The organism is Sphaerisporangium viridialbum, assembly GCF_049674955.1.
In the GTDB taxonomy this organism is placed as follows: Bacteria; Actinomycetota; Actinomycetes; order Streptosporangiales; family Streptosporangiaceae; genus Sphaerisporangium; species Sphaerisporangium viridialbum.
In genome coordinates this window covers 6,166,683-6,192,873 of record NZ_CP187232.1, presented here as the reverse complement: position 1 = coordinate 6,192,873, position 26,191 = coordinate 6,166,683, and the positions used below count along the sequence as shown (strand labels likewise).

At 70.0% G+C, this 26,191-nt stretch carries 25 protein-coding genes; 14 read left to right on the top strand and 11 right to left on the bottom strand.

The features are described 5' to 3' along the window. The first annotated feature begins 15 nt into the window (after positions 1-15). The 6 genes from ACOZ38_RS27775 (at position 16) to ACOZ38_RS27750 (ending at position 7,392) form a co-directional block, all read left to right on the top strand. Positions 16-2,724 (top strand): ABC transporter permease subunit, encoded by a 2,709-nt coding sequence (locus tag ACOZ38_RS27775; RefSeq protein ID WP_424534105.1) that lies wholly within the window; start codon positions 16-18, stop codon positions 2,722-2,724. Then, positions 2,721-3,431, top strand: coding sequence for an ABC transporter ATP-binding protein (locus ACOZ38_RS27770; protein ID WP_424534104.1), 711 nt, complete (start codon positions 2,721-2,723; stop codon positions 3,429-3,431). Before ACOZ38_RS27775 ends, ACOZ38_RS27770 begins: the two co-directional genes overlap by 4 nt. Continuing rightward, positions 3,431-4,939 (top strand): aldehyde dehydrogenase family protein, encoded by a 1,509-nt coding sequence (locus tag ACOZ38_RS27765; RefSeq protein WP_424534103.1) that lies wholly within the window; start codon positions 3,431-3,433, stop codon positions 4,937-4,939. The genes ACOZ38_RS27770 and ACOZ38_RS27765 overlap by 1 nt, the downstream gene beginning before the upstream one ends. Before the next feature lie 79 nt (positions 4,940-5,018). After that, on the top strand, positions 5,019-5,813 hold the full coding sequence (locus ACOZ38_RS27760) for a flavin reductase family protein (protein ID WP_424534102.1): 795 nt from the start codon (positions 5,019-5,021) through the stop codon (positions 5,811-5,813). Next, the gene (locus ACOZ38_RS27755; RefSeq protein WP_424534101.1) at positions 5,810-6,556 is read left to right on the top strand and encodes an enoyl-CoA hydratase/isomerase family protein; all 747 of its coding nucleotides are present in this window, start codon (positions 5,810-5,812) and stop codon (positions 6,554-6,556) included. Before ACOZ38_RS27760 ends, ACOZ38_RS27755 begins: the two co-directional genes overlap by 4 nt. Then, entirely contained in the window at positions 6,553-7,392 is an 840-nt protein-coding gene (locus ACOZ38_RS27750) for a 3-hydroxyacyl-CoA dehydrogenase family protein (RefSeq protein ID WP_424534100.1), read from the top strand. The genes ACOZ38_RS27755 and ACOZ38_RS27750 overlap by 4 nt, the downstream gene beginning before the upstream one ends. A 2-nt stretch (positions 7,393-7,394) precedes the next feature. Here ACOZ38_RS27750 and ACOZ38_RS27745 read toward each other — a convergent pair whose 3' ends face one another. Next, positions 7,395-8,219, bottom strand: coding sequence for a mycofactocin-coupled SDR family oxidoreductase (locus ACOZ38_RS27745; RefSeq protein WP_424534099.1), 825 nt, complete (start codon positions 8,217-8,219; stop codon positions 7,395-7,397). 229 nt (positions 8,220-8,448) lie between these two features. Here ACOZ38_RS27745 and ACOZ38_RS27740 point away from each other — a divergent pair, with 229 nt between their 5' ends. Genes ACOZ38_RS27740 through ACOZ38_RS27730 form a run of 3 tightly spaced genes read left to right on the top strand, consistent with a single transcriptional unit; the run spans position 8,449 to position 11,785 of the window. Then, on the top strand, positions 8,449-9,315 hold the full coding sequence (locus ACOZ38_RS27740) for an enoyl-CoA hydratase/isomerase family protein (protein ID WP_424534098.1): 867 nt from the start codon (positions 8,449-8,451) through the stop codon (positions 9,313-9,315). Further along, entirely contained in the window at positions 9,315-10,541 is a 1,227-nt protein-coding gene (locus ACOZ38_RS27735) for a CaiB/BaiF CoA transferase family protein (protein WP_424534097.1), read from the top strand. The genes ACOZ38_RS27740 and ACOZ38_RS27735 overlap by 1 nt, the downstream gene beginning before the upstream one ends. Beyond that, the gene (locus tag ACOZ38_RS27730) at positions 10,538-11,785 is read left to right on the top strand and encodes a CaiB/BaiF CoA transferase family protein (RefSeq protein WP_424534096.1); all 1,248 of its coding nucleotides are present in this window, start codon (positions 10,538-10,540) and stop codon (positions 11,783-11,785) included. The genes ACOZ38_RS27735 and ACOZ38_RS27730 overlap by 4 nt, the downstream gene beginning before the upstream one ends. Here ACOZ38_RS27730 and ACOZ38_RS27725 read toward each other — a convergent pair. Beyond that, positions 11,778-11,900 carry a hypothetical protein gene (locus ACOZ38_RS27725; RefSeq protein WP_424534095.1) on the bottom strand — a complete coding sequence of 41 codons (123 nt, stop codon included), beginning with the start codon at positions 11,898-11,900 and terminating at the stop codon, positions 11,778-11,780. The two genes, ACOZ38_RS27730 and ACOZ38_RS27725, sit on opposite strands and share 8 nt — an antisense overlap. A gap of 103 nt (positions 11,901-12,003) precedes the next feature. Beyond that, positions 12,004-12,903 (bottom strand): ABC transporter ATP-binding protein, encoded by a 900-nt coding sequence (locus ACOZ38_RS27720; protein ID WP_424534094.1) that lies wholly within the window; start codon positions 12,901-12,903, stop codon positions 12,004-12,006. A 98-nt stretch (positions 12,904-13,001) separates the two neighbouring features. Here ACOZ38_RS27720 and ACOZ38_RS27715 point away from each other — a divergent pair, with 98 nt between their 5' ends. Continuing rightward, a complete protein-coding gene (locus tag ACOZ38_RS27715) occupies positions 13,002-13,289 on the top strand; it encodes a hypothetical protein (protein WP_424534093.1) in 288 nt (95 codons plus the stop codon). 180 nt (positions 13,290-13,469) lie between these two features. On the opposite strand, the gene ACOZ38_RS27710 is transcribed toward ACOZ38_RS27715, so the two are convergent. Next, positions 13,470-14,465, bottom strand: coding sequence for an alpha/beta hydrolase (locus ACOZ38_RS27710; RefSeq protein ID WP_424534092.1), 996 nt, complete (start codon positions 14,463-14,465; stop codon positions 13,470-13,472). 76 nt (positions 14,466-14,541) lie between these two features. Here ACOZ38_RS27710 and ACOZ38_RS27705 point away from each other — a divergent pair, with 76 nt between their 5' ends. Together ACOZ38_RS27705 and ACOZ38_RS27700 are read left to right on the top strand one after the other, a co-directional pair. Then, positions 14,542-15,120: a TetR/AcrR family transcriptional regulator gene (locus ACOZ38_RS27705; RefSeq protein WP_424534091.1), complete on the top strand. Its 579-nt coding sequence runs from the start codon at positions 14,542-14,544 to the stop codon at positions 15,118-15,120. Between the two features lie 94 nt (positions 15,121-15,214). Then, a complete protein-coding gene (locus tag ACOZ38_RS27700; RefSeq protein WP_424534090.1) occupies positions 15,215-16,327 on the top strand; it encodes a quinone oxidoreductase family protein in 1,113 nt (370 codons plus the stop codon). Between the two features lie 23 nt (positions 16,328-16,350). Here the strand turns inward: ACOZ38_RS27700 and ACOZ38_RS27695 are convergent, their stop codons facing one another. Continuing rightward, positions 16,351-17,484 (bottom strand): epoxide hydrolase family protein, encoded by a 1,134-nt coding sequence (locus ACOZ38_RS27695; protein ID WP_424534089.1) that lies wholly within the window; start codon positions 17,482-17,484, stop codon positions 16,351-16,353. A gap of 152 nt (positions 17,485-17,636) precedes the next feature. On the opposite strand from ACOZ38_RS27695, the gene ACOZ38_RS27690 reads away from it, so the two are divergent. Further along, entirely contained in the window at positions 17,637-18,677 is a 1,041-nt protein-coding gene (locus tag ACOZ38_RS27690; protein WP_424534088.1) for a helix-turn-helix transcriptional regulator, read from the top strand. 53 nt (positions 18,678-18,730) lie between these two features. On the opposite strand, the gene ACOZ38_RS27685 is transcribed toward ACOZ38_RS27690, so the two are convergent. Then, positions 18,731-19,402 carry a TetR/AcrR family transcriptional regulator gene (locus tag ACOZ38_RS27685; protein ID WP_424534087.1) on the bottom strand — a complete coding sequence of 224 codons (672 nt, stop codon included), beginning with the start codon at positions 19,400-19,402 and terminating at the stop codon, positions 18,731-18,733. A 57-nt stretch (positions 19,403-19,459) separates the two neighbouring features. On the opposite strand from ACOZ38_RS27685, the gene ACOZ38_RS27680 reads away from it, so the two are divergent. Continuing rightward, positions 19,460-20,410, top strand: a complete 951-nt coding sequence (locus ACOZ38_RS27680; protein ID WP_424534086.1) for an oxidoreductase — start codon at positions 19,460-19,462, stop codon at positions 20,408-20,410. A gap of 96 nt (positions 20,411-20,506) precedes the next feature. On the opposite strand, the gene ACOZ38_RS27675 is transcribed toward ACOZ38_RS27680, so the two are convergent. The 5 genes from ACOZ38_RS27675 to ACOZ38_RS27655 form a co-directional block, all read right to left on the bottom strand. Then, entirely contained in the window at positions 20,507-20,767 is a 261-nt protein-coding gene (locus ACOZ38_RS27675) for an alpha/beta fold hydrolase (protein ID WP_424534085.1), read from the bottom strand. 57 nt (positions 20,768-20,824) lie between these two features. Further along, positions 20,825-21,802 carry a phosphotriesterase family protein gene (locus ACOZ38_RS27670; RefSeq protein WP_424534084.1) on the bottom strand — a complete coding sequence of 326 codons (978 nt, stop codon included), beginning with the start codon at positions 21,800-21,802 and terminating at the stop codon, positions 20,825-20,827. Beyond that, on the bottom strand, positions 21,789-22,625 hold the full coding sequence (locus ACOZ38_RS27665; protein WP_424534083.1) for an alpha/beta fold hydrolase: 837 nt from the start codon (positions 22,623-22,625) through the stop codon (positions 21,789-21,791). Before ACOZ38_RS27665 ends, ACOZ38_RS27670 begins: the two co-directional genes overlap by 14 nt. A 99-nt stretch (positions 22,626-22,724) precedes the next feature. Further along, a complete protein-coding gene (locus tag ACOZ38_RS27660; RefSeq protein WP_424534082.1) occupies positions 22,725-23,399 on the bottom strand; it encodes an alpha/beta fold hydrolase in 675 nt (224 codons plus the stop codon). 74 nt (positions 23,400-23,473) lie between these two features. Further along, a complete protein-coding gene (locus ACOZ38_RS27655) occupies positions 23,474-26,164 on the bottom strand; it encodes a helix-turn-helix transcriptional regulator (RefSeq protein ID WP_424534081.1) in 2,691 nt (896 codons plus the stop codon). Positions 26,165-26,191 lie beyond the last annotated feature (27 nt).

Sequence of the window (26,191 nt, the reverse complement as noted above, 5' to 3'; positions counted from 1 at the left end):
GGCCCAGGAGGGTCGATGAACGAGCTCACCTTCATCCTGATCGGGATCGGTACGGGTTCCCTGTACGCACTGGTCGCCCAGGGACTTGTACTGATCTTCCGGGGATCGGGGATCGTCAACTTCGCACAGGGGGCGTTCGCACTCTTCGGTGCCTACGTCTACTACAACGCCGCGCAGCACACCGGCGCATCGCTCCTGGTGTGTCTGCTGGTCAGCGTCGCGGCCACGGGGCTGCTCGGCGTCCTGGTCCAGTTCGTCGTCCTCATGCCGATGCGACGGGCGTCGTCACTGTCGCGCCTGATCGCCACACTCGGCGTCCTGGTGACCCTTCAGGCGGCCGCAGTGGTGATCTACGGCGATCGCAATCTCGTGGTCCGGTCGCTGCTTCCGACCGACGGCATCGAACTCCTGCCCGCCGCCAGGATCGGCGCCGACCGGATCATCATTCTCGCCATCGGTCTGGTGACGACGGTGGTCCTGTGGGCCGTGTTCCGGTACACCTCCTACGGGCGCGTCACGACGGCGGTCGCGCAGAGCCCCCGTACCGCGGCGACCCTGGGGCACTCCCCGGATCGCATCGCCGCGGTCAACTGGGGGGTCGGCGGCGCGGTGTCCGGGCTCGCCGGCGCGCTCATCGTGCCCATCACCAACCTCGAACCGATCAATCTCCCCTTGATCGTGCTCCCGGCCCTGGCGGCGGCCCTTGTCGGCGGGTTCGCCTCCTTCCCGCTGGCCTTCGTGGCCGCACTGCTCATCGGCGTGGCCGAGTCGCTCATGGCGCTGCACCTCAACCAGCCCGGTGTGTCGCAGAGCGTTCCGTTCCTGGTCGTCATGGTGCTCCTGATGGTGCGCGGCCGGGGTCTTCCGCTCCGCAGCCATCTCCTGGACCGGCTGCCGAGCGTCGGCAGCGGGCGGGTGCGTCCCGTCCCGGTCCTGGTCGTCGTCGCGCTGGTCGCCCTCGCCATGCTCGCCTCGGGCGAAGTGGCAAGCTACCTGACGGTGACCGTCACGATGGCGATCCTGTGTCTGTCCGTGGTGGTGGTGACGGGATACGCCGGGCAGGTCTCGCTCGCTCAGTACGTGCTGGGCGGTGTCGGCGCCTTCGTGGCCGCCACCCTCAGCAGCAGTCACGGGATGCCCTTCCTCGTCTGCCTGGCGCTCGCCGTACTGGCCACGATGATCCTCGGTGGCCTGGTCGGGGTGCCGGCACTGCGGTTGCGCGGCATCAATCTCGCGATCGTCGGGCTGGGACTCAGCGTGGCCGTCTACTCCCTGTTGCTCAACAACGCGCGCTACTCCGGCGGGGTCGACGGAATCCCGGTCGAGCCCGTCACCATCCTCGGCTGGGAGATCGACCCCTTCGTCCATCCGGAGCGCTACGCCCTGCTCTGCCTGGCGGCTCTGGTCGTGGTGGCACTGGCGGTCTCGAACCTGCGGCGCGGCGACATCGGGAGGCGGCTGCTCGCGCTCCGCTCAAGCGAACGGGCGGCGGCGTCACTCGGCGTCAACGTCTACTGGTGCAAGATCTACGCCTTCATGATCGCGGCCGGTATCGCGGCCCTCGGCGGCACGCTCTTCGCGTTCATGCAGTCCATCGTGCTGACCGCGCAGTTCGGCGTGATGTCGTCGGTCAACCTGATCACGGTCACCGTGGTCGGCGGTGTCGGAAGCCTCCCCGGCGCCCTCGTGGGCGCCACCCTGATTCCCGGCGGCCTGGGCACCTGGCTGCTCAACGGCGCCGGGCTGCAGGTCTGGCTCCCCCTGATCGGAGGGGTGTCGGTGCTGCTCGTGCTCCGCGCGGACCAGGGCGGCCTGGTCGACCTCAACGTGGGGCTCTACCGCTCGCTGCGTGACCGCCTCCGATCGCTCGGGAACGCCGCGAAGGTCTCTTCGGATCATCGAGAGCCGGTCGTCGGCACGCATAAGGACATCTCTCCGGTCAGGGTGTCTCCCATCGAACTGCGCGTCGAGGACCTCGGCGTACGCTACGGCGGCGTGGTCGCCCTCGAAGGTGTGAGCCTGCGGGTGAAGCCGGGCACGGTCCACGGGATCATGGGTCCCAACGGCGCGGGCAAGACCTCCCTGGTCGACGCGCTGACCGGATTCGCCCAGGTCGCCGCAGGGACGGCATATTTGGGCGCCCGCCGGCTCGATGGATGTAGTCCGATGCGGCGCTCGCGCCTCGGTCTCCGGCGTTCGTTCCAGTCGGTCGAGCTGTTCTCCTCGCTCACCACCCGCGACAACATCGCGGTCGGTTGCGACGACGGAGCGCCGTCGTCGTACGTCACCGGGCTGCTCTGGCCGCGGGGCCCGCGACTGAGCGAGGCGGCGGAAGCGGCGCTGGAGAAGTTCGGTCTCTCCAGGGTCCTGGACGCGCCCGTCGAGTCGCTGTCGTTCGGCGACCGTCGCCTGGTGGCCATCGCGCGAGCGGTCGCGTCGGCCCCCTCGGTCATCCTGCTGGACGAGCCGGCCTCCGGGCTGGCGGACCGGGAGAGCGCCGAGCTCGCCGCGCTCGTCCGGTCGCTGGCCGACGACTGGGGGATGGCCGTGCTGCTCGTCGAGCACAACATCAACCTTGTCCTGTCGGTCTGCGACGAGATCACCGTGCTGCAGGCGGGACGCGTGCTCGCCCACGGAACCCCGGCGGAGATATCGGCGGATCAGTCCGTCGTCGACGCCTACCTCGGTCAGAGCGCGGCCCCCGGAGGAGTGGTGATCTCATGAGCGCCCCCATTCTGCAGGTGCGGCAGCTCAGCGCGGGATACGGTGATCTCGCGGCGGTGCATGGCATCGACCTGGTCGTCCACTCCGGCGAGATCGTCGCGTTGTTCGGGCCGAACGGCGCGGGCAAGACGACGACGCTGCTGACGATCGCGGGCGAACTGCCGGGCCTCGGCGGTGAGGTACGGCTCTTCGGAGCGCCGACGAAGGCGCCCGTCCACCACCGTGCGCGGCAGGGGCTGGCGTTCGTCCCCGAGGAGCGGGCGATCGTCCCGGGCATGTCGGCGCGGGACAACCTCCGCCTCGGCCGAGGGGGCGTCGACCGGGCTGTCGCCATCTTCCCCGAACTCGGCCGGCTCCTCGACCGTCCGGCCGGGCTGCTCTCCGGCGGGGAGCAGCAGATGCTGGTGCTGGCCCGGTGCATCGCCACGGAGCCGAGACTGCTGCTGGCCGACGAGCTGTCCCTGGGGTTGGCGCCCCTGGTCGTGAATCGGCTCATGGACACCCTGCGCCGGGTGGTGGACGAGCACGGTGTCGGCGTTCTGCTCGTCGAGCAGCAGGCCAAACGCGCCCTGTCCGTCGCCGACCGCTGGTATCTGCTGCGCCAGGGGGAGATCGCCGCCACGGGCGACCACGGCGGCGACTGGCGGGAGGTCGAAGAGGCCTATTTCGGGACCCGCAGCCACCCACAGGAACTGGAGACACCCTGATGAGTACGACGGAACCGGCGACCGCCGGCATCCCTCTTGTCCAGGCCGGCCTGGCATTGGCCGGCGGGCCGACCGTCCTGATCGGCGACGCCTGGCGCGAGGGTACGGGCACCACGGAACTGACCTCCCTGAATCCGGCGACGGGTGCGGTGCTCGCCACTGTGCGCGCGGCCAGCGTCGACCAGGCGGCGTGTGCGGTCGAGGCCGCTCGCGGGGCACTCGACGGAGCCTGGGGTGCGCTCAGCCACCGCGACCGGGCGGACCTGCTGGACTCCCTCGCCGACGTCATGGAACGGCACCGCGGTGAGCTCGAGGCGCTGGTGGTGACCGAACTGGGGTCACCGATCGCGAGTGCCCGTACGATGCAGGTCGGCGTCTCGATCGACAGGATCCGGTTCTTCGCCGACCTGGCCCGCCGAGGGCCCTCCGGGGGCTGGGAACGCTGTCTGCCGATGGGGGACGGGGTACCGGTCAGCACGAGTGTGCTCGTGTGGCGGCCGGCCGGCGTCGTCACCGCCATCACCGCCTACAACTTTCCGCTCGGCATCGCCGCGCTCAAGGTCGGGGCCGCCTTGGCCGCCGGTTGCGCGGTCGTGCTCAGCCCGTCGCCCCGGACCTTCCTGACCACGAGCGCCTTCGTCCGTCTCGTCCAGGAGGCGGGGTTCCCGCCGGGTGCGCTCAACCTGGTGACCGGTGACGCGGACTCCAGCGCGGTGCTCACCACGCACCCGAGCGTGGACGTGGTGACCTTCACCGGGTCGACCGAGGTCGGCCGCCGGATCCAGGCGCAGGCGTCCGGCACGGTCAAGCGGGTGGTGCTGGAGCTCGGGGGCAAGTCGCCGAGCGTCATCTTGCCGGACGCACAGTTGGAGACGGCCGTGCGCGCCTCGGTCCTCCGCTTCACGCGCAATGCGGGCCAGGCGTGCGGCGCCACGACCCGGCTGGTGGTGCCGCGGGACAGGGCCGGTGAGGTGGCCGCGCTGGCGCGCGAGGTGATCGGCGGACTCGAGGTGGGCGATCCCTGGCGTGAGTCGACGGTCGTCGGGCCGCTCATCCGCGAGGAGCAGCGGGCCTCCGTCGAGAGCGCCGTGGAACGGGCCATGGCGGCAGGGGCGGAGCTGGTCGCCGGCGGTGGGCGGCCCTCGATCGGAACGGGGTTCTTCATGAACCCCGCGCTGCTCGCCGAGGTCGCCGAGGACGCCGAGATCTGCCGCCGGGAGCTCTTCGGCCCGGTCGCGGTACTGCTCCCGTACGACGACCTGGACGACGCCATCCGGCTGGCCAACGCGACCGACTTCGGTCTCAACGCCGCCGTCTTCGGATCTACCGGGAAGGCCATCGCCGTCGCTCGCCGGATCCGCTCCGGCACGGTCGCGATCAACGGCGGCGGCCCCAGCCGCCCCGATATGCCCTGGGGTGGCTTCGGCCAGAGCGGGGTCGGCCGCGACGGCGGCGAAGAGGGATTCAGAGAGTTCCTCGAGGTCCAGCATCTGCACTGGCCGCTGTGAGCCGGGGTCGGCGAGTCCGACCGCTTTGTGAGAAAGGTTTTCCATGCTTCTGCGAATAGATCCGGCCGGCGGAGGATCAGTGTCTCTTGAGGATCCCGACGATCTGACCCGGCTGAAGATCGTCGCCCGTTCGGATGCCCGCGAGTCCGCGTTCTACGCCCTGCAGCGCAACCGGGTCGGCGTGATGGCCACCGACGGCACGGCGCTGGTCGACCCCGAGGCCCTCCGGCGGCTCAGCGGTGACCGGGTCGGCCCCGGCTGGGAGGCGCGCTTCGCCGACATGCTGCGCGTGGCCGGTGAGGTGGGCTGGACGGCGCCGGACGGACGGCTGTTCGTCCATACCGACTGGGTGACCGGCGAGGACCTGGGCCTCGGGGCCGAGCCTCCGGTTGATCGCGACGAGCTCCGCCGGGCACTGGGCCGCTTCGCCACCGGAGTGGTCGTGGCGGCCGCGGTGGGCGCGGAAGGACCGGTAGGACTCGCCTGTCAGAGCTTCACCTCGCTCTCGCTCGATCCGCCGCTGGTCTCGCTGGCGTCCGCGCGTACCTCGAAGAGCTGGCCCCAGATCGCGGCCGCCGGCACCTTCTGCGTCAGCGTGCTGACCGAGGAGCAGTTGGACGTGTGTCAGCGCTTCGCGGTGTCCGGCGGCGACAAGTTCGCCGGACTCTCCTGGCACCCCTCCTCCGTGACCGGCAGCCCGGTCATCGACGACTGCCTCGCCTGGGTCGACTGCCGGATCGAGCTGGTCCACTCGGCGGGCGACCACGAGCTCGTCATCGGACGAGTCCTCGCGCTGGACGCCGCCGACGGCCGCCCGCTGGTGTTCTTCGCGAGCCGCTTCGCCCAACTGGCGCAGGCGGGAGAGGTTACGTGAGCGCCCAGCCGCTGCTGGTCGACGCGGACGACACGAGCGTCGTCGTCAGCCTGAACCGTGCCGCCGTCCGCAACGCATTGGACCTGGCGATGGTGGAGGCGCTCCACACCGTCTGCGCGCGGCTCGAGAAGCATCCGCAGATCCTGGTCATCCGGGGTGAGGGCACGGACTTCGCCGCCGGAGCCGACATCCGCGAGCTGCGGCGCCGTGGCCGCGACGAGGCCCTGGACGGCATCAACGCGACCCTCTTCGAACGGATCCGGCGGCTGGCCATGCCCACCATCGCCTTGCTCGACGGGAACGTCCTGGGCGGCGGCGCCGAGCTGGCCTACGCCTGCGACCTGCGGATCGGCACACCGCGGGTGAGGATCGGGAACCCCGAGCCGGGCCTCGGCATCGTGGCCGCCGCCGGAGGGTGCGTGCGGTTGGCGGAGCTGGTCGGTGAGTCGATCGCGGTGCAGGTGCTGCTCGGGGGCCGGATCCTGTCCGGCGCCGAGGCGTACGGATACGGCCTGCTCGCCGACCTGGTCGAGCCCGACGAGTTGGACGCCGCCGCCGACCGGCTGGTCGAGCGTCTCGCCCGTCAGGCACCCCTGGCCCTCCGGCTGACCAAGGCGCTCATCCATGCTCCGCGCTCGGCCCACCCGCTCGTCGCCAACCTGGCCCAGGCCGTGTTGTTCGAAACCGAGGAGAAGAACGTACGGATGGACGCGTACCTCGACCGCCGGACGGTGCGGCCATGAACGGACTGCCGGACCGCGTCGTGGTCTACGGAGGCGGACGGATGGGAGCGGGGATCGCGCACGCCTTCGCCTCCCGGGGTTCGGAGGTGACCATTCTCGAGGTCGACGACGACGCGGCCGCCCAGGCCCTCGCGCGGGTCGAGCGCGACCTCCGGCGATCGGCCGGGGACGACGCCGGGGTGGTCAGATCGCGGCTGGCGGCGGCATCCGATCCGCAGGTACTCGCCGGCGCGGAGCTGGTGATCGAGGCGGTTCCCGAGCGCCTCGACGTCAAGCTCCAGGTGCTCCGGACCGCTCATCGGCACGCCCCCGACGCCGTACTCGCCTCCAACACGAGTTCGCTGTCCATCGACGAGCTGGCGGACGGCCTGCCGCGCCCCGAGCGGTTCGTGGGCCTGCACTTCTTCAACCCGGTCCCGGCCAGCGCTCTCGTCGAGATCGTGGTGGGCCGGATGACCGCCGCCACGCTGGTCGAACGGGCGACCTCGTGGGTCGAGGCGCTGGGCAAGACCGCCGTCACGGTACGCGACAGCCCGGGGTTCGCGAGCAGCCGTCTGGGGGTCGCACTCGCGCTGGAGGCGATCAGGATGGTCGAGGAGGGTGTGGCGACGGCGGAGGACATCGACAACGCCCTGGTCCTGGGCTATCGCCATGCGACGGGGCCGCTGCGCACCACCGACCTGGTCGGTCTCGACGTGCGCCTGGCGATCGCCGAACAGCTCGGGTCGAAGCTGGGCCCGCGCTTCGCCCCGCCGCGCCTGCTGGTCGAGAAGGTGGCCGCCGGTGAGCTCGGGCGCAAGTCGGGCCGCGGGTTCTTCGACTGGCCGCGGCCGTGATGTCAGCGACTGAGGTTGCCCGCGTCCACCGGCAGCGCCGCGCCGGTGATGTACCGGGCCTCGTCCGAGGCGAGGAACAGGACGGCGTTGGCGACGTCCTCGGGCTCGACCCAGGGCACGCGGAGCAGGTGCAGCGAGGTGAACGCCTCCATCGCGTCCTCCAGGGTCGGCTCCTCGAGATCTGGCCGGAAGGTGCGGTAGGTGGCCTCGTTGAAGATCAGGCTGGTGCGCACCGCGGTGGGATGCACCGAGTTCACCCGGATGCCGTACGGCGCCAGCTCGGCGGTCAGGCTGCGGGCAAGGCCGAGCAGGCCGTGCTTGGAGGCGGTGTAGGCGGACAGGGATCCCAGCCCCTTCAGTCCCAGTGTGGAGTTCACGAAGACGATCGCCCCGCCTCTGCCTCCGTCGATCATGGCCGGGGCCGCCGCCCGTACCGTGCGCTGCGCCCCGATGAGGTTCACTTGGAGCATCGACTCGAAATCCTGGGGATCCAGCTCCCAGGTAGGGACCTTGCGCCCAGAGATGCCCGCGTTGCAGATCAGCGTGTCGATGTGGCCGAATCGATCGACTCCGTCCGCCACGGCCGCCTCGAGATCGGCGGAGGATCGCACGTCGGCGCGTCGCCAGAGGATGCCGCGACCGGTCGTCTCGACAAGCCGGACCGTCTCCGCCATGTCCGCCTCGCAGGCCAGTCCATAGGCGAGCCCGTCGTCGTCGGCGAGCACGTCGAGAGCCACGATGTCGGCGCCCTCCGCAGCGAGCCTGACGGCGTGCGCACGTCCTTGACCGCGCGCCGCGCCAGTGATCATGGCGACTCGACCTGCCATCCGGCCCATGTGCACCTCCTAGAGTTCGTTATTCGAAAAAGAACCGATTTGCGAACCGACCATAGGATCCGCATTTCTCCCTGTCAACAAGGGGAAGGCCGATAGGACGGGCTCCGTCCCCCTTGACATCCTCTCTGTAGAGCCTCAACATCTCGTAAATAGCGAACTAAGTACAAATGCCGAACCCCGGTGGTGTCCAGCGGGGGACATGACAAGGAAGGACCTCTCCATGTTCGAGCATGTGATCTACGAGAAGTCGGGCAAGATCGCCCGGCTGATCATGAACCGCCCTGAGAAGCTCAACGCCCTGAACGTGAAGATGTTCGAGGAGCTGGTGGCCGGCCTGAAGATGGCCGAGGACGACGACGACATCAAGGTCATCATCCTGAAGGGCAACGGGCGGTCATTCAGCACCGGTCACGACCTCAGTGAGGTCGGCTTCGTCTACGGCTTCTCCGACGGCACGTCCGAGGAAGGCCGACGCCGGCGGCCGAGCCAGCGGGTCCGTCTGCAGTTCGACCGCAAGCTCCTGGAGATGTACCAGGCCTTCATGTACTCGATGAAGCCGATCATCGCCCAGGTACACGGTCACGCGATCGGCGGTGGCCTCTACCTGACCGAGGTGGTCGACCTCGCGGTCGCCGCGGAGGACGCGTCCTTCAGCCACGCCGAGCAGCGCCTCATGGGAGGCGGGCGGTCGCTGGTCAGCAACACCGAGATCCTGTTGCTCGGCCCCAAGCGCGCACGGGAGTTCCTGCTGTTCGGCGAGCCGATGAGCGGCGTACGGGCCGCCGAGATCGGGCTCATCAACAAGGCCGTGCCCGCCGACCGACTGGAGGCCGAGACCGAACACTGGGCCGAACTGCTCGCCCGTCACCCCAAGGACGCCCTGGTGGTCGGGAGGGTCTTCCAGCAGATGGCGCTCGACTCCCTCGGGTACACGAGCCAGATGATGCGCGGCTACGTCGGCCACACCCTCAGCACCAACATGCGATTCGAACCCGATGAGTACAACTACTTCAAGGGCCGGCGGGACGAGGGCGCCCGCGGCGCGATGCACTCCCGTGACCGCTTCTTCACCGAGGCCCAGAAGTGATGGAGACGCCCGCGGAGCCGAATGCCCCGGCGCCGTTCGACGGCATCCGGATCGTCGACCTGACGCATGCCGGGGCCGGGCCGTTCGCGACGATGCAGCTCGCCGACCTCGGCGCGACGGTGATCAAGATCGAACGGCTCCGGCACGGCGACGGCTCCCGTTACTTCGGCAGCCGCCTGGACGGTTTCGACGCCTCCGACTACTTTCTGGCGTTGAACCGCTCGAAAGCCTCCGTCGCGCTGGACTTCGCCCGGCCTGAGGGCGCCGAGCTGGTACGGCGTCTGGTGGCCGACGCCGATGTCCTCATCGAGAACTTCCGCCCGGGCGTCCTCGCCCGGCACGGCCTCGACTTCGCCACCCTGGCCGACGCGCATCCCCGCCTCGTCTATTGCTCGATCTCGGCGTTCGGGCCGCACGGACCGTGGGTCGCCAACGGCGGCAACGACATCACGATCCAGGGCCTGTCAGGGCTGATGGCAGGGACCGGGTCCGGCGAGGGCGGTCCGATCAAGATCGGTTCCCCGCTGTGCGACCTGACGGCCGGGCTCTACGCGGCCTTCGGGATCGCGTCGGCGCTGCTGGCCAGGGAGCAGGTCGGTCGTGCGCAGCTGGTGGAGGTCCCGATGCTCGACGCCGCCATCTCCCTGATGGCCAGCTTCGTGCCGTCCGTCGCGGCGGGCGGGCCGCCGCCGCGACCGGAAGGTACCGGGCACGCCCAGATCGTGCCGTACCAGGCGTTCCTCTGCGCGGACGAGCGGCACCTGATCGTCGGGGCGTTCTCGAACCACTTCTGGCGTGCCCTGTGCGAGGTGATAGGCCGTACCGACCTCCTCGGCGTCGACGCGTACCGGACCAACGAGCTACGGGTGAAGAACCGGTCGGCGCTCGTCCCGCAACTCGAAGCCGCGTTCGCCACCCGAAGCCGGGCTGAGTGGCTGCGGCTGCTCGAAGCCGCGGCCGTGCCGTGCAGCCCGGTGCTGAGCATCGACGAGGCGATCGTGTCGGAACAGGCCGTCCACAACCGGGTCCTGCAGTGGCTTGAGGTCGGGGACCGCAAGGTCGGGGTGACCCGTCAGCCGATCCGGGGATCGGCGTGGCGGGCCGTGCCCGCCACGATGCCGCCCGCGCTGGGCGAGCACACGCGTCCGGTCCTATCGGAGGAGCTGGGGATGTCCGACGCCGACATCGACGGCCTCATCGCCAGCGGCGTCGTGGAGAGCCGATGACGACCAACGACCAGAAAACGGGCGGCGGGGTCCTGGCCGGACTCAAGGTGCTGGACCTCGCCCATCACTACTCGGCAGCCTTCGCCGGGGTACTCCTCGCCGACCTCGGCGCGGACGTGACGGTCGTGGAACACCCGGAGGGGAACGTGTTACGCGGCATGCTGCCGCAGCGGCACGGCGTACCCCTGTGGTCGACCCTGGTCGGCCGCAACAAGGGCAACATCAGCCTGAAGCTGTCCGAGCCGCGCGGTCAGGAACTCCTACGGCAACTCGCTACCGAGTACGACGTCCTCATTGAGAACTTCCGTCCCGGCACCCTCGAGCGCTGGGGTCTCGGACCAGACGACCTGGCGGCCGCGGGCGCCGACCTGGTGATGCTGCGCGTGAGCGGCTACGGCCAAAGCGGGCCGAAGTCGGCCCGCCCCGGCTTCGGCGGTGCGGCGGAGGCGATGAGCGGGCTCACCCAGATGACCGGTCCGGAAGGCGGGGATCCGATCCTCCTCTCCACCGCCATCGCCGACGGAGCCGCGGGCACCTTCGGAGCCCTGGGAGTGCTGGCCGCGTTGTGGCAGCGGGCTTCGTCACGGGCCGGCGGGGAACCTCGCCGACCCGGCGTCGAAGTGGTCGACATTGCGCTCTTCGAAGGGGTGTTCCGGCTTATCCCCACCCAGATCGTTGAATACGACCAGTGCGGCATCATCCCCGGCCGATCCGGCAGCGTACGGGAACACGGCGTGATCCGCGGGGTATACCGCGCCGGTGACGGTGTCGACTTCTGCGTGAGCTCGGTGGGACCCCGCGCGATACGCCGCCTGCTCGAGTCCATGGCGGCCGACAATCTCGTGGCCGAACTCGATCAGGGTGTGCTGGGCAGGGGCGAGGACGCCGTCGTCGACTTCGTGACCCGAAGCGAGAAGGCGTTCACCGCTTGGGCGGCCGGCTCGCCCTGGGCCGCGGTGGCGGCGGCGCTGGATCGTACGGGCATGGTCTACGAGCAGGTCTACACCGTGGCGGACATCGCCGAAGACGAGCACTTCCTCGCCCGGGAGGACGTGGTCACCGCACACGACCCGATCCTGGGCGAGGTCCGGATGCCCGGCATCGTGCCCAAGTTCTCCGGCTTCCACCACGAGGTCCGCAACACCGGCAAACACATCGGCGCGGACAACGAAACCCTCTACGGGACCCTCCTCGACCTCACCCCCGACGTACTCGCCACACTCCGCAGCGAGGGCGTCATCTGAGCAGCCGCTCGCCCCGCTCAAGGCCGCCCAGCACCTGGACCGGCACCGCCAGCAGCACAACGACCAACTCGAACACGACCTGAAGACCATCGCCGAGCGGGCCGGCCTGCCGCACCGCTCCCGGCTGGAGGTCGGGCCCGCCGCCCGGCTCGGTATCCCCGGCCTGCCCGGCGAGATCGACCTGCTGGTCCGGCTCATCGCCGGAGACCGTCGCACGTTCACCAGGGGTGTCCGGGGTAAGCAGTTGCCGGTGTCATGGAAATATTCCAGTAGTCGGCGTAGCGGTCGCCGTGGCGCAGTAGCTCGTCGTGGTCGCCTTCTTCCGCGATCTGGCCGCCGTCCAGGAAGACGATGCGGTCGGCGCGTTGGACGGTCCGTAGCCGGTGCGCGACCATCACCACCGTCCGGCCCGCCATCAGGCGCTCGATACCGTCGTGGACGGCCGCCTCGTTCACCGGGTCCAGTGCGGAGGTCACCTCGTCCAGCAGCACGATGGGGGCGTTCTTCAGCAGCGCTCGCGCGATTGAGACGCGCTGGCGCTCACCACCCGACAGCAGTGCGCCGCCCTCGCCGACGTTCGTCGCCCACCCGTCGGGCAGTCGCTCGATCACCTCGTCCAACCACGCCGCGGTCGCTGCCGCCCGCATCTCGGCTTGGTCGGCGTCGGGACGGCCCAGACGCACGTTCTCCTCGATCGTGCCGTCGAAGAGATAGACCTCCTGGAAGACGATGGCGATCTTCGCCATCAACACCTCAGTGCTGATCGCGCGCACGTCCACGCCCCCGACGCGCACCGCGCCCGCGTCCACGTCGTAGAACCGCGCGAGCAACTGCAGCAAGGTGCTCTTGCCCGCTCCCGACGGCCCGACGACGGCGAGCCGCTGTCCCTGCGGCACGGACAACGACAGGTCGTCGATCACCGTGCGGCCGCCCTGCCGGAAGGTGACGACGTCGAACTCCAGGTCATGGCGTTCCGGCTGGATCGGTTCGCGAGGCTCCGGCAGCGGCTCGGTGCGCAACACCGTGTCGAGTCTGACCAGCTCGGAACGCGCGCCGCGCACCTTGCCACCGATATCCGACAGCGACAGCAGCGGATCGGCGCAGCGGGCGGCGAGCACCAGGATCGTACCTTGGCCAGCTCGCCGGTCCGGCGCCGGGAGAACCAGCCGATCGGTACGCGTCCCAGCCGCGCGGCCAGTTGCCGGCGAAACGACAGTTGCACCTGGCCGTCGACAAGATGCCCGATTCCGGACGACGCGGCCGTGAACAGCAGCCGGACGAACAAGCCGACCGCACCCGCGATCACCACGAACCACACATGACCGTGATCGATCGGGCCGGGCGACAACAGGGCACGACCCAGTTCGACGACCGCCAGCAGCGGTGCCAGACCCGCGACGGCGCCGATCACCTGCAGGAGGACGACGGCGGAGAAACTCCAGAGATAAGGACGACGCAGCAGCCCCGCCAGGCTCTGTTCTGCGGCGGAGTCGGTATCCGGTGATGGCGTGGACGGTTCCCTAGCCTTGGCAAGGCCGGTGGTGGTCATCTCTTCCCCGTCTTCAATCTCGTTGCGGCCAGGTCCGTGGTCGAGCCGAGAGTCGTACGCCCGGGTGGGCCCACCGACTGTCACCTCGTCCATGGCGAGGATGATGTGGAACAGAAACCGGCAGGCCGGGACCCGTCACCCAGCGAGGGCGCCCCGGAGGAACTCGGCGATCTCCGCCCGCGCGGCCTTCGCTTGCCGCACCACGCCCGGCATGCTGAGGAACGCGTGCGTCGCTCCGCGATATTCGGTGAGCCGCGCGGGCGTCCCGGCCGCCCGCAGCCGTTCGGCGTAACAGCGGCCGTGATCGGCCACCGGATCAAGGGTCGGCACCACCACGAGCGCTGGGGCCAGCCCGCTCAGGTCGTCGGCATACAGCGGCGACACCGCACGAGGATCCTTTCCCGGCGGAACGGCGAGCCGCTGGAACAGCCGCATCTGCGTCATGGTGAGGGTCGGGCTGTGGGCGTGCCGGCTCATCGAGGCGTGGTCGAACCCCGTCGATGTCAGGTCGACAGCGGGGTTGACCAGCACCTGCGCCCGCAGGAGCAGGCCGGACTCTCTGGCCCGGATCGCGGCCAGGGCAGTGACCATCGAGCCGGTGCTCTCACCGAAGACGGCGGTCCGTGCCGGGTCGACTCCCCACCGCGCGGCGTGCCGCACCACGTGCCGGAGTACGTCCCAACCGTCGTCAACGGCCGCCGACAGCGGAGTCTCCGGGTCGACGAGGCGGTGCTCGACCGAGACGACGACCGCGGGCAGCCGCGCGGCGAGGTGGCTGTTCACCCAGTCGCTCTGCACCGCCGTGCCCACGAACCCGCCTCCGTGCACGTGGAGCACGAGCGGCAGGCCGGTCCGGTCGGCGCCTTCGCCGCCGCGCCCGGGCGAGGGCCGGTACACCCGGACCTGGAGCCCGCGGCCGGGCAGCGCCACCTCCCGCCACTGGATCGTGGCGCCGCGGTCTGGAAACCCGCTGATCAGCCGCGCCAGACGGGACGCCCGCTTGCGGTTCACCGCGTCGCGCAAGGTGACCAGTTCCTCGGCCGTCATCGCCAACCAGTCCGGCTCCCTTCCCAGAGCATGCAGCAACCGGATGCCCAGCGGCGGCCGCTCCGTACCGGTGACCTCGCTCATGTCTCCTCCTCGGTCCCATAGTTTCGCTACCTCAAGTATCGATACTGATAGTAGCGCAAGAGGTTATCGTGTGGGCATGACCCGAGCGACCACTTCCGCCAGATCACCCGGTCGCCCGCGCTCCGGCGTCAACGCCGTTGTCTTCGCCGCAACGCTGCGCACGGTCCACGAGCTCGGCTACGCGCGTGCCACCGTCGACCGCATCGCCGCCGCGGCCGGCGTTGCGAAGACGACGATCTACCGTCGCTGGCCGTCGAAGGGCGCGCTGGTCGTGGACTGCCTCCTTGACGCGTTCGGCCCGCTGCCGCTGGAGGGCACCAGTCGGGCCGAGCTCATGTCCTCGGCCATCCGCTGGACCGCGGCGAAGATCGGCGAGCCCGGGGTGGGCGACGCGTTCGCAGGCGTGTTCAGTGACGCCGTCAGCGATCCGGCCCTGCGCGAGGTCCTGTCCGCGCAGTTCCAGGACCCGTACCGGCTCGCCCTCCAGGATGCGCTCGGCGAGCCGGAGGACCGGGTCCTACTCTTCATTGACGTCGTCGTCGGAACCTTGCTCCACCGGATGGGCATGACCGGCGAGCCGATGGTCAACGCCGACGTCGCCGCACTGGTCGAGATGGTTCTGCCGCACTTCGCTGACAGTTCCGGTCCGACCTAGACCTGCTGTCGTTCGTGGATAGTGAGATCTAACGCGAAATCGCGCCCGTCCTGCCGGCGTCGTGGGCCGGCAGGTCATCAGATGGGAGCGAAACATGAAGCAGACTCAGACGATTCCGGAGACGTTTCTCGGCGTCGGTTACACAAGAGACCGAGCTGGGCTGCCGCTTGAGGCGGTGCGTGCTCCCGTCCCGCAGCCGGCGGCCGACCAGGTTCTGATCCGCGTCGCCGCCTCGTCGCTCAACCCGCTGGAGTACAAGCTGGCCGACCTCAATTTCATGGGACGGACGCCCCCCGTCGTTCTCGGTCTTGACCTCGCTGGCGTTGTGGTCGCCGTGGGCAATGGTGTGAGTGGCATAGCCGTCGGCGACGCGGTGGCCGCCATGGCCGATTTGAACGGTGATGGCGGCTGGGTCGCAACGGGCGGGAGCGGAGGGGAAGGCGGCTATGCCGTCGCACGCCAATTCCTCACCGTCCCCAAGCCGCCATCCCTGAGCTTCCGCGATGCGGCGGCGCTTCCGATGTGCTTCCTGTCCGCTTTCGTGGGTCTTTACCGGGCCGTCCAGGCCGGTGACACGGTCTATATCCCGGGCGGTGGGGGCGGCGTCGGGCATCTCGCCGTGCAGATGGCGGCGCGTGCCCTGGGGGCCGGACTAGTCATCAGCAGCGGCAGCACGCCGCAATCGATGGCGCTGGCCCGGCAGTCCGGCGCCCATCACATTTTCAATTACAAGCGCGACGACATCGCCGCCGAAATCGCGAAGCTGACCAGTAGGCGGGGCGTTGACCTCGTCTTCGACGCCACCTACAGCGAGCAGGGCTTTGTCGAGACCGCGAAGACCGTCCGGCGGGGCGGCAGCTGGATCGTGCTCGGCGTCGGCCCCGGCAAGACGACACGCTTGATGGAAACGCACAGCCCGGTGGATGCCATCCTGGCCGAGCGGGGCGCCAAGCATGTCAACGTCAATCTGCTGCGCTACTTCTCCGAACCCGCCACGCTCGACAGCGAGGCGCATGCCTTTCTCCAGTGCGGGATGGCCCTGGCGATGGAGTGGGCGACGCAGGGGCTTGTGGTCCCGCACGTCAGTCAGACCATCGACAGCACCGTCGAGGCGATCAATGCGGGACTGCATTCGCTGAAGGCGGGCCGTGGCGTACCGGGCAAGGTGGCGGTGATCGTGGATCGCGACCTGGCCGCGGGGAAGTGACGGGACGCGGCCGCGGGCGAAGGTCAGCGGACCTTGCCGAAGAACTCGCGGATGTCGGCGGCGACGTGATCGGGCTGCTCCATGGCGACGAAGTGGTGGCCGCCTGGATTGCCTTCCGGCCAGTGAACGATGGTGTTGTGTCGTTCGGCGAGCCGGCGGATTCCGGGCGGTCCGCTGTACACGCCGGTCGGCGCCGCCGTCTGACCCTCCGGCCAGCCGAAGCCCGTGCTGTCGTAGTAGGGCCAGGATGAGGTTCCCAGCGTCCCGGTGAGCCAGTAGAGGCTCACGTTGGTGAGGATCAGGTCGCGATCGATCACCTGCTCCGGCGGTTTCGCGGCGGTGGTGAACTCCTTGAACTTCTGCGTCATCCAGGCCAGTGCGGCGACCGGGGAGTCGTGCCATCCGTAGGCGAAGGTCTGGGGTGCCGCGCGCAGCAGCCCATGATGGTCCACGCCGCTCATCCAGTCCTGCTTCTGAAGCTGCGCGTAGGCTGCCCGCTCGTCGTCGGTCATCTCGGGAACGTCGTCTTCGGTGGGGAAGCCGAGCCCGCTGATGACGTAGACGCCGATCACGTGATCCGGGGCGACCTTGGCGACTTCCGGGGCGACGTACGCGCCGAAGTCCCCGCCCTGGGTTCCGTAGCGGTCGTATCCGAGGCGGTGCATCAGCTCCGCCCAGATCCGCGCCACGCGCGTGGCGTTCCAGCCGGTCTCGCGCGGCGGCGCGGAGAACCCGAACCCGGGCACCGACGGCACGACGACGTGGAACGCCTGAGACGGGTCGCCGCCGTGCGCGCGAGGATCGGTGAGGGGGCCGATGAGGTCGGTGAACTCCACGAACGAGTTCGGCCAGCCGTGGGTGAGGATGAGCGGCAGGGCGTCGGGCTCGGGGGAACGCACGTGCAGGAAGTGGATGTCCTGGCCGTCGATCTCGGTCATGAACTGCGGAAACTCGTTCAGCCGCGCCTCGTGCCGGCGCCAGTCGTATCCGCTGCGCCAGTATTCGGCCAGGTCCTTGAGATAGTCGGCGGGGACGCCCCGGCTCCATTCCTCGCCGGGCAGCTGCCGGGGCCACCGGGTGCGGGCCAGCCGGTGGCGCAGCTCGTCCAGGTCTGCCTGGGGGATATCGATGCGGAAGGGGCGGACCTCGGTGCTCATGACTCTCCTCAGTGGGTACGCCCGCCGCGCGGCGGGCGGGATCCCGCCACGTCGTTCCCGGCAGGCCCGGGTGGTGCGTCGCGGTGACATGAGCGAGAGTAGGAAGCGTGTAGGTCAGTTCCTGTCCCATATGGCCGGGCATGATGGACCCCATGAGCGACACCCCCGCACGACTGCTCAAACTGCTATCCCTGTTGCAGACCCCGCGCGAATGGCCCGGCAGCGAGCTGGCCGGGCGCCTGGGGGTCAGCCCCCGTACGATCCGCCGGGATGTCGATCGCCTGCGTGAGCTGGGTTATCCGGTGCGGGCGACGATGGGGGCGGTGGGCGGCTACCGGCTCGCCGCGGGTAAGGCCATGCCACCGTTGCTGCTGGACGATGAGGAGGCGGTGGCCATCGCGGTCGGCCTGCGCATGGCGGCCGGGACTCCGGTGGACGGCATGGAGGAGGCGTCTGTGCGGGCCCTGGCCAAGCTGGAGCAGGTGCTGCCGTCCCGGCTGCGGCACCGGGTCGTCGCGCTGGCCGCAGCCCTGGTCCCGATACTGACCGGGAACGGGCCGAGCGTTGATCCGCAGAACCTGACCGTGCTCGCCGGCGCCGCCGCCAACCGCGAACGCCTGCGGTTCGCCTATCAGACGGGTGACGGGAGCGAGACCAGACGCCTGGTCGAGCCGTACCGTCTGGTGGCGGCCGCACGCCGCTGGTACCTCCTGGCCTACGACAACGATCGCGACGATTGGCGGACCTTCCGCGTCGACCGAATCAGTGATCCGCGGCCGACCGGCGTGCGGGTCCCGCCCCGTGAGCCGCCCGATCAGGACGCGGCCGCCTTCATCACCGACAGGCTGTACTCGCCGGCACCCACCTACGAGGTGCTGGCGACCCTGCGTCTTCCGGCCGGCCAGGTGGCGCAGCGACTCGGCACCGCCCCGGGCGACGTCCAGCCGATCGACGAGCACAGCTGCCGCCTGCACGGGCGCGCCGACACCCTGGAGTGGCTGGCCTCGCGGCTGCTCATGCTCGGCTGCGAGTTCCAGGTGCACGAGCCGCCGGAGCTGCTGGCGTACCTGCGTGCGGCGGGCGCCCGCGCCGTCCGCGCCGCAGGGGGTCCCGACGGGACCGGCCGCCTACCGGCAGACGACCGGGATGTCAGCACCGCTTCAGGCGGAGGCGTCGGCGTGCCACCGACCTGATGGCCGACTACCGCCATCCTTCGGACCCATTGCCAGAGCAGGCATCGGCATGCTCATCCCGCTGGATTGCCGTGACCTGCTGGCCGGAGGGCGCCGGCATGGGCGGCGGCGAGCGTGATTCTCACTGCCTGTTCGGCGGCCGCGTCGTCGACCGGGTCGGCGGTGATGAGCAGGCGCAGGTAGATCGGCGCGGCAAGGGCCTTGAGGAGTTCGGCGGGATCGGTATCGGCGGACAGCTCGCCCCGCTCGATGGCACGCGTCACCATGGGCTCGGCTCTGGCGAGCCGATCGCCGAAGACACGGCTTCGGGCTGCGGCGATCTCCGGTACGTGGGCTGCGCCGGTGAACATAGCGGCAAGGATCGCCTGCCCGGTCAGGCCGGTGAACGACTGGACCAGCGAGTAGGCCAGTGCTCGAAGATCGGTGTCGATCGCGCCGGTGTCGGGGATGGGGATGTCCTTCGCCATGTGCTCGGCCAGAGCGTCAGCGAGCAGGCTCTCGCGATCCTTCCAGCGCCGGTACACCGTCGTCTTGTGGACTCCGGCGCGCTGGGCGACGCTCTCGATGGTCAGCGCGGCGTAGCCCTTGTCGACGAGCTCGGCGAGCGTGGCAGCGTGGACCGCAGCGCGGACCTTGGTGCCACGACCTATTGGCCGGGCTGCGGGCTGATCAAACTCCAATGCAACTCCAAGTTGCGATATTCGGAGGACGGATGACAGGATCAATTTATCGCAACTCCGAGTTGCGATACGTCTTGTTCGTGTCCTCTTGAGGTGGCAATCATGCGGAAGCTTCCCCCTTGGACCCTGCGCGCCATACCCGACCAGTCCGGACGGATGGCGGTGGTGACCGGAGCCAACAGCGGCATCGGCTTCGTCACGGCCCGCGAACTGGCCCGCCGCGGCGCCCACGTCGTGTTGGCCTGCCGCGATCCCGAACGCGGCCAAGCCGCTCTCACCCGCATGCAGGACGAGGTTCCCCGCGCGCGTCTGGAACTGCGCTGTGTGGACCTGGCCAGCCTGGCCTCCATCCGCCAGTTCGCCGCAGAGTGGGAGTACGACCGGCTGGATCTGCTGATCAACAACGCTGGCTTCGCGATGGTGCCGTACGCTGTGACCACGGACGGATTCGAGTCCCAGTTCGGCATCAACCACCTGGGTACCTTCGCCTTGACCGGCCTTCTCCTACCTCATCTACTGGCCGCATCCGATCCACGCGTGGTCACCGTCAGCAGCGAGGGGCAGCGCTTTGCCCGCTTCGACCTGGACAACCTCAACGCCGAACGCGCCTACCGCACAGCGTTCGCCTACGTGCAGTCCAAGCGGGCCAACCTCTACTTCGCCATGGAACTGCAACGCCGGGCCGACGCCGCAGGGCTGAGACTGCGCAGCATGGCCGTCGCCCCGGGGCTCACCCGTACCAACGTCCTCACCGGCGGTGCCAACAGCAGCAGAGGGCGCCTGTACGCGACCAGCGTCCGCCTGCTCGTGCGTGCGACATTCCGCCCAACCTCGGAAGGGGCGAAGACTTCCCTGTACGCGGCCACCGTCCCACATCTGCCGGGAGGCAGCTACGTCGTGCCCGACGGCCCCTTGCAGCTGCGTGGCGAGCCGATACGCCGTACCCGTGAGCGCGCTATCCGTGACACCGTAACCGCCAATCGGCTGTGGCGGCTGTCCGAACACCTCACCGGCGTCAACTACGGGCTATCCACCGCGACGCATCTGCCATAGAGGATCTCGCGCAGGGGGGATGTCGCGGCGCGGTCGCGGTTCCAGGTCGCCGGCGCGCTCGCCCTCCACATACATGAGCGTGGTGCAGCCCCTGCGTCACGTACAGCTCGTGGCTGTCTGGGTGGCTTCGCGCGTGAATCGGGTGATGGCGGAGGCGAACGTGTCGGGCTGTTCGATGTGCCCCAGGTGGCCGCTGCCTTCGAGGAGGACGAACCGGGAGTCGGCGATGCTCTCGTGCAGGAGCCACCCCCATCCGGGTCCGCAGATGAAGTCGTGAGCGCCGCTGATGATCAGGGTCGGCGTGGTGATGCCGCCTAGCATGTCGAGGACGTCGAAGGGCCGTTCGGCCGCGCGCATGGGATCGACCCACGCGCGCTCGACGGTGCTGCCCCCGGGGTTGTCCCGGGGCAGCGCTCAGGCGGTGGAGCGTGGGCTGAAGTAGCGGCGCGGGTTGTCGATGAGCATCACGTCGATCTGGTGGTCGGTCACCCCGGCGTGGCGTAGTGCCGGAAGGACCGTGTGGTGGATGTGGGTGAAGTGCCAGTTCGGTGCGATCTGTTCACGGACGCCGGGTGGGAACCAGTCGATATGGCAGGAGGCGTCGTGCGAGAGCATCATCCGCTCGGCCAGGCCCCGCTCGGCGAGGGTGGCGACGGTGGCCACGCGCTGGTCGTCGGGCAGCAGGATGTCCAGGCCGAACCGGTCCATCCCCACATACGAGCCGTTGTCGATCAGCTTGTGCAGGTAGTCCAGGTCGGTGGTGTCACCGCTGTGCCCGATCACCACCGCGCCGAGGTCGACGTCTTCCTCTTGAAGGATCCGCTGCGCCAGCAGCCCGGTGCGCCTAATCGGATTGGTGTGCACGGTGATCGGTGCTCCGGTGCGCTTGTGCGTTTCGGCCACGGCCCGCAGCACCCGTTCGACGCCGGGAGTCAGGTCTCCTTCCAGTGCGCATTTGAGGAAGGCGGCCTTGATCTGGGTTCCGGCGATGCCTTCGGTCAGGTCCTGGACGAACATCGACACCATCTGCTCGTCACCGCCGAGCAGTGTTCCCGGGCCGTGGTACCGGAAGAAGTGCGGGACGTCGGTGTAGGTGTAGATCCCGGTCGCCACGATGATGTTGATGTCGACCAGGGCGTTGACCTTGGCGATGCGGGCGACGTCGCGGCCCAGCCCGATCACGGTCGGGTCGGCGATCGTGTCCACCCCGGCCTGTTTCAACGCGGTGAGCCTGCTCACCGCGCCGGCGATCTGCTCGTCCTCCTGCCACAGGTGCGGGTAGTTGAGCTGGATCTCCGGCGTCGTCACGAACACGTGCTCGTGCATCAGGACCGTCTTCAGCTCATCTACCCGCACCCGCCCGCGGACGGTCTCCAGTTCAGCTGACGGCACGAGCGGCGTCCTGGATGATGCGGGTCACCAGGCCCGGCTGGCTGATCATCGGCACGTGCGAGGCGGCCGTCTCGTAGACATGGGACTTGGCGCGCTTGTAGAAGAAGCGCTCCAGGGCAGGCGGGATGGCCTTGTCCTTGGTGGCCACCAGCGCCCAGGAGGGGATGGTGCGCCAGGCGGCTCCGGTGGTCTTGTCGGTGTAGGAAGAGGCGGCGAACGGACGCTGGCCGGCCTGCATGAGGCGAGTGGTGGAGACGGGCAGATCGGCGGCGAACGCGCTGCGGAACTTGTCCGGCTTGAGGTACAGGTCGACGCCGGTGCTGCCGTCCGCGTTGGCGAAGGGCACCTCCCGGACGGCGTCGGGGATCTGGCTGCCGGGATACTTCGCGAACAGCTCGGCGAGGGTCTCGCCCTCGTCGGGTGCCATCGCGGCGATGTAGACCAGCGCCTTGACGTTGGGAATGCCGACGGCGGCGTTGGTGATCACGGCTCCGCCGTAGGAGTGGGCGACCAGCACGATCGGCCCCTCGATCGACTTCAGGACACTGGCGATGTACGGCGCGTCAGTGGGCAGGCCGCGCAGCGGGTTGGCCGGCGCCAAGACCGGATAGCCCTTCTCCTGAAGCTTGGGGATCACGCCGTTCCAGCCGGAGGCGTCGGCGAAGCCACCATGCACCAGCACGATTGTGGGCTTGGCCGTAGAAGAGGTGTCATGGCGCGCGGCGGCCGCGGACGCGGACGGCACGGCGAGAAGCGCGGCTGCCAAGCCACCGGCAGCGACGGCGAGCACCGTACGTCGCGGCAAGGCGGAACGAGCATGCATGTCTGTCTCCGATGAACTGGTGGGGGCTGATCAGGGAGCGGCGCCCGGCCTGTACGGCACGGCCTCTCAGGCCGAGCGCCGCCATGGCTGGACTCCTGGTCAGGCGGCGGCCTGGCGGATGAGGTCGGCGACCGCGGTGGGCTGCGACAGGTAGACCGAGTGGCTGCCCGGCGTCTGCGCCACGGTCGCCCCGGCGCGCTGTGCCATGGCCTGCTGGGCGGGTGGCGGGATCATCCGGTCGTCGGTCGCCACCAGGTACCAGGACGGCTTGCCGCGCCACGCGGGTTCGGTGACCGCGCCGCCGAGCGCGTCCACGCCCCACGGGACCTGCGAGTCGGCCATGAACGCCGCCTGGTCGGCCGGCAGATCCCCCGCGAACGACGCGGCGAACTTGTCCCGGTCGAGGAAGAGGAATCCGTTCACCGGGGGCAGGATCGGCGGGACGGGCGCGCCGGGCGGCGGGTCGGCGATGAGCGTGTTGACCGACTCGCCCTTGTCGGGGGCGAAGGCCGCGATGTAGGCGAGCGCCGCGACGTTGGGATGGGTGCCGGCCTCGCTGATCACGACGCCGCCGTAGGAGTGACCGACGAGTACGGCGGGGCCGTCGAGCGCGTCGAGGATCTGACGGGTCGCGGCGACGTCACCGTCGAGCGACAGCGTCGGGTTCTGCACGACCGACACGCGGAAGCCGTCGGCGACGAGCAGGTCGTAGACGGCCTGCCAGCCGGAGCCGTCAACGAAGCCGCCGTGTACGAGCACGATGTTGCGGATCATGTCGCTCCTCTTCGAGGGAGAAGGGTGGTGGAACGCTTCTTACGGTAGAAACCGGGCGGCTGGCTTCGCGTACGTCAAATGATGTAATCGCCGTCGCGCGCGGTCATGAGACGGCTCAGCTCGCCGCGCGTGGTGATGCCGAGCTTGGGGAAGATGCGCGACAGGTGCGTGCTGACCGTGCGGGGCGAGACGAACAGCCGCTGACCGATGTCCCGGTTGGTCAGGCCATCCGCGACGAGCTGCGCGATCTGGAGCTCCTGGGCGGTGAGCCGGTCGCGGGTGTCGTGCTTGCGGCGGATTCGCTCGCCGCTCGCCCTCAGCTCGCGCAGCGCGCGCTCCGACCAGGGCACCGCACCGAGGGCGTCGAAGACCTCGGCCGCCGCGCGCAGCGGCGCCCTGGCCTCGGCGGCGCGGCGCTGGCGGCGCAGCCACGCGCCCCACGCGTGCCGCAGTCGCGCCCGTTCGAACGGCCAGCCGACCAGGTCGTCGCGGAGCGCCTGCGCGAACAGTTCCTCGGCGGTCTCGTCTGGCGCGGTGACGGCCCTGACGTAGGCGAGCGCGACCTGCCCGACCGGCGACCCGCTCTCCTCGATCATGGGGGTCAGTCCGTCGGCGACCACGCGCAGCTCCGCTTGCCGTCCGCTGAGCAGGGCAGCCTCCGCCAGGTGCGGCAGTGCCCACAGCCGCATGTTCTGGTTGTAGCTGACCTCGCTCGGGTTGAAGATCGGGCGCAGCGCGTCCCAGGCCGCGTCGAAGGTCCCGTCGGCCAGCTCGGCGGCCCCCCTCGCGAGCTGCACCAGGGCCAGCATCGGGTACGCGCCCGCCGACATGAACGCCCGTTCGGCGTGCGCGGCGAGGCCACGCGCCTCGTCCGTCGCGCCGCGCAGCGCGTGGATCTCGGCGGATGCGGCGTCCACGGTGAGCACCCACTGTGGCTGCCTGGTCTCCATGGCCAGCTCTCTGGCCTCGGCTGCGGCGATGATCCCAAACCGGGTGTCGCCGAGCCGGGCGGCCGACGTCGCCTGCCCGACGAGCGACTGCGCGAGCGATCCGAACGGCCCCCGCGCCCGCAACCCCGCGACCGCCTCCGCGTACAGCCGCGCGCCCAAGGGGAAGGCGCCGATCGCGTTCGCCGCCATGCCCAGCAGTTGCAGGTTACGCGGGCTGACCCAGCTCGCCGTGCTCAGCGCGTGGAGCCTGGCCAGCACCCGCCGGCCGCGCTCCACCGGGGCGATCACCGCGAGCGACGCGACGATCTGCGGGTCGTCGTTGGGTACGGCCAGCCGTTCGATCGCATCGAGCACGGGCGCGCGGCTCTCCCACGTGGGGTTGGCGAAGAACCAGCGCATACTGACCCCGGCCAGCCAGCGCAGCGCGAACTCCGAGCCGTCACGTGCGCGCATCTCGTCGAGGAACTCGCCGAGGTCGGACAGCCGGTCCACGCCGGTCCACACGAAATGCAGGGCGACGTCGCGGAAGTAGGTGAGCCTGGACCGATCGATCGGCGCGAGGTCGGCGTCCTCCGCGCGGCCGACGAGGCGTTCGAGGGCGGCGCGGTCGCCTAGGTCGAAGGCCATCAGGGCCGCGTCGACCAGCCGCGTGCCCCGGCGGGCCGGGTCGGCGGTGAGGTAGGCGGCGCGCTCCAGCGCCTCCAGCGCACGCCCCGACGCGCCTCTGCCTTCGGCGCGCAGCGCGGCGGCGGCGAGCCCGTCTGCGATGTCGTCGTCGTGGGAGGCCGCGGCGGCAGCCCGGTGCCAGATCCTGCGGTCGTCGTCATCGGGCAGGATGGCGCTGAGGGCGGCGTGCGCGTCGCGTAGCAGGTCGGCCCCGGCCGCCTGGACGATCGCTGACCTGATCAGCGGGTGCCGGAACCTGACGCGTACGGCGTCGGCCATGACCAGCCCCGCCCGGGTCGCGGGGACCAGCGCGGTCGCCCCGATCGGCGCGCCCGCCAGCAGGGACGCGGCCCTCGTGTTCTCCTCGATCGCGTCGTCCTCGTTGACGGCGGCGACGAGCGCCAGGGTCCTGGTGTCGGTGGGCAGCGCGGCCAGCGCCTGGGCGAACGCGCGCTCCAGCCGCTCCGTCAGGGGCAGCCTGCTCGACGCGAGCATCTCCTGGTCCTGCCTGGACGCCAGCGCGGCGAACTCCATCAGCGCGAGCGGGTTGCCCGCCGCCTCAGCCAGTACGCGGGCACGGAGTGCGATGCCCAGCTCGGGCGCCACCCGCGCCACCAGCTCCGCCGCCGCCTGATCGCTCAGCGGCGGCACCGTCAACGCGGGCAGTCCCGACGCGGCGAGCCTGGCCTGCGCGTCGGCGTCGTCGCGCAGGGTCGCCAGCAGCACGACGGCGTCCGAGCGCAACCGGCGGCCGACGAACGCGAGCGCCTCCCAGCTCGGCTCGTCCAGCCAGTGCGCGTCCTCGACGGCGAGCACCACAGGCGAATCGCCCGCCAGCGCGGACAGCCGGTGCAGCACGGACATCGCGGCGCGCAGCGGCCCGCCCGCGAGGTCGCCGGGCACGAGCCCGGTCCCCGCGAGCAGCCTGCGCAGACCCTCGTACGGGACCTGGCCTTGCGCGGGCACGCCGGTCACGGTCAGCACGCGCGCGCCCCTGGCGGTGGCCTCGGCCATGGCGGCCTCGAGCAACGCCGACTTGCCGACGCCCGCCGCGCCGCTCAACACGAGCGCGCCGCCGCCGTCCTTCGCGCCGTCCAGCAGCGCCAGCAGGTCGCGCAGTTCGGCGTCTCGTCCCACGAGGGCGGGCATAGCTACGAGAATGATGCTCACACCGTA

Excerpts from the sequence above, each read along its gene's own strand:
- ACOZ38_RS27750 (WP_424534100.1), top strand. The coding sequence starts at position 6,553 with ATGAACGGACTGCCGGACCGCGTCGTGGTCTACGGAGGCGGACGGATG.
- ACOZ38_RS27730 (WP_424534096.1), top strand. The coding sequence starts at position 10,538 with ATGACGACCAACGACCAGAAAACGGGCGGCGGGGTCCTGGCCGGACTC.
- ACOZ38_RS27770 (WP_424534104.1), top strand. The coding sequence starts at position 2,721 with ATGAGCGCCCCCATTCTGCAGGTGCGGCAGCTCAGCGCGGGATACGGT.
- ACOZ38_RS27740 (WP_424534098.1), top strand. The coding sequence starts at position 8,449 with ATGTTCGAGCATGTGATCTACGAGAAGTCGGGCAAGATCGCCCGGCTG.
- ACOZ38_RS27660 (WP_424534082.1), bottom strand. The coding sequence starts at position 23,399 with ATGATCCGCAACATCGTGCTCGTACACGGCGGCTTCGTTGACGGCTCC.
- ACOZ38_RS27655 (WP_424534081.1), bottom strand. The coding sequence starts at position 26,164 with ATGCCCGCCCTCGTGGGACGAGACGCCGAACTGCGCGACCTGCTGGCG.
- ACOZ38_RS27665 (WP_424534083.1), bottom strand. The coding sequence starts at position 22,625 with ATGCATGCTCGTTCCGCCTTGCCGCGACGTACGGTGCTCGCCGTCGCT.
- ACOZ38_RS27680 (WP_424534086.1), top strand. The coding sequence starts at position 19,460 with ATGCGGAAGCTTCCCCCTTGGACCCTGCGCGCCATACCCGACCAGTCC.
- ACOZ38_RS27775 (WP_424534105.1), top strand. The coding sequence starts at position 16 with ATGAACGAGCTCACCTTCATCCTGATCGGGATCGGTACGGGTTCCCTG.
- ACOZ38_RS27690 (WP_424534088.1), top strand. The coding sequence starts at position 17,637 with ATGAGCGACACCCCCGCACGACTGCTCAAACTGCTATCCCTGTTGCAG.
- ACOZ38_RS27675 (WP_424534085.1), bottom strand. The coding sequence starts at position 20,767 with ATGCGCGCGGCCGAACGGCCCTTCGACGTCCTCGACATGCTAGGCGGC.
- ACOZ38_RS27745 (WP_424534099.1), bottom strand. The coding sequence starts at position 8,219 with ATGGCAGGTCGAGTCGCCATGATCACTGGCGCGGCGCGCGGTCAAGGA.
- ACOZ38_RS27710 (WP_424534092.1), bottom strand. The coding sequence starts at position 14,465 with ATGAGCGAGGTCACCGGTACGGAGCGGCCGCCGCTGGGCATCCGGTTG.
- ACOZ38_RS27695 (WP_424534089.1), bottom strand. The coding sequence starts at position 17,484 with ATGAGCACCGAGGTCCGCCCCTTCCGCATCGATATCCCCCAGGCAGAC.
- ACOZ38_RS27705 (WP_424534091.1), top strand. The coding sequence starts at position 14,542 with ATGACCCGAGCGACCACTTCCGCCAGATCACCCGGTCGCCCGCGCTCC.
- ACOZ38_RS27765 (WP_424534103.1), top strand. The coding sequence starts at position 3,431 with ATGAGTACGACGGAACCGGCGACCGCCGGCATCCCTCTTGTCCAGGCC.
- ACOZ38_RS27700 (WP_424534090.1), top strand. The coding sequence starts at position 15,215 with ATGAAGCAGACTCAGACGATTCCGGAGACGTTTCTCGGCGTCGGTTAC.
- ACOZ38_RS27735 (WP_424534097.1), top strand. The coding sequence starts at position 9,315 with ATGGAGACGCCCGCGGAGCCGAATGCCCCGGCGCCGTTCGACGGCATC.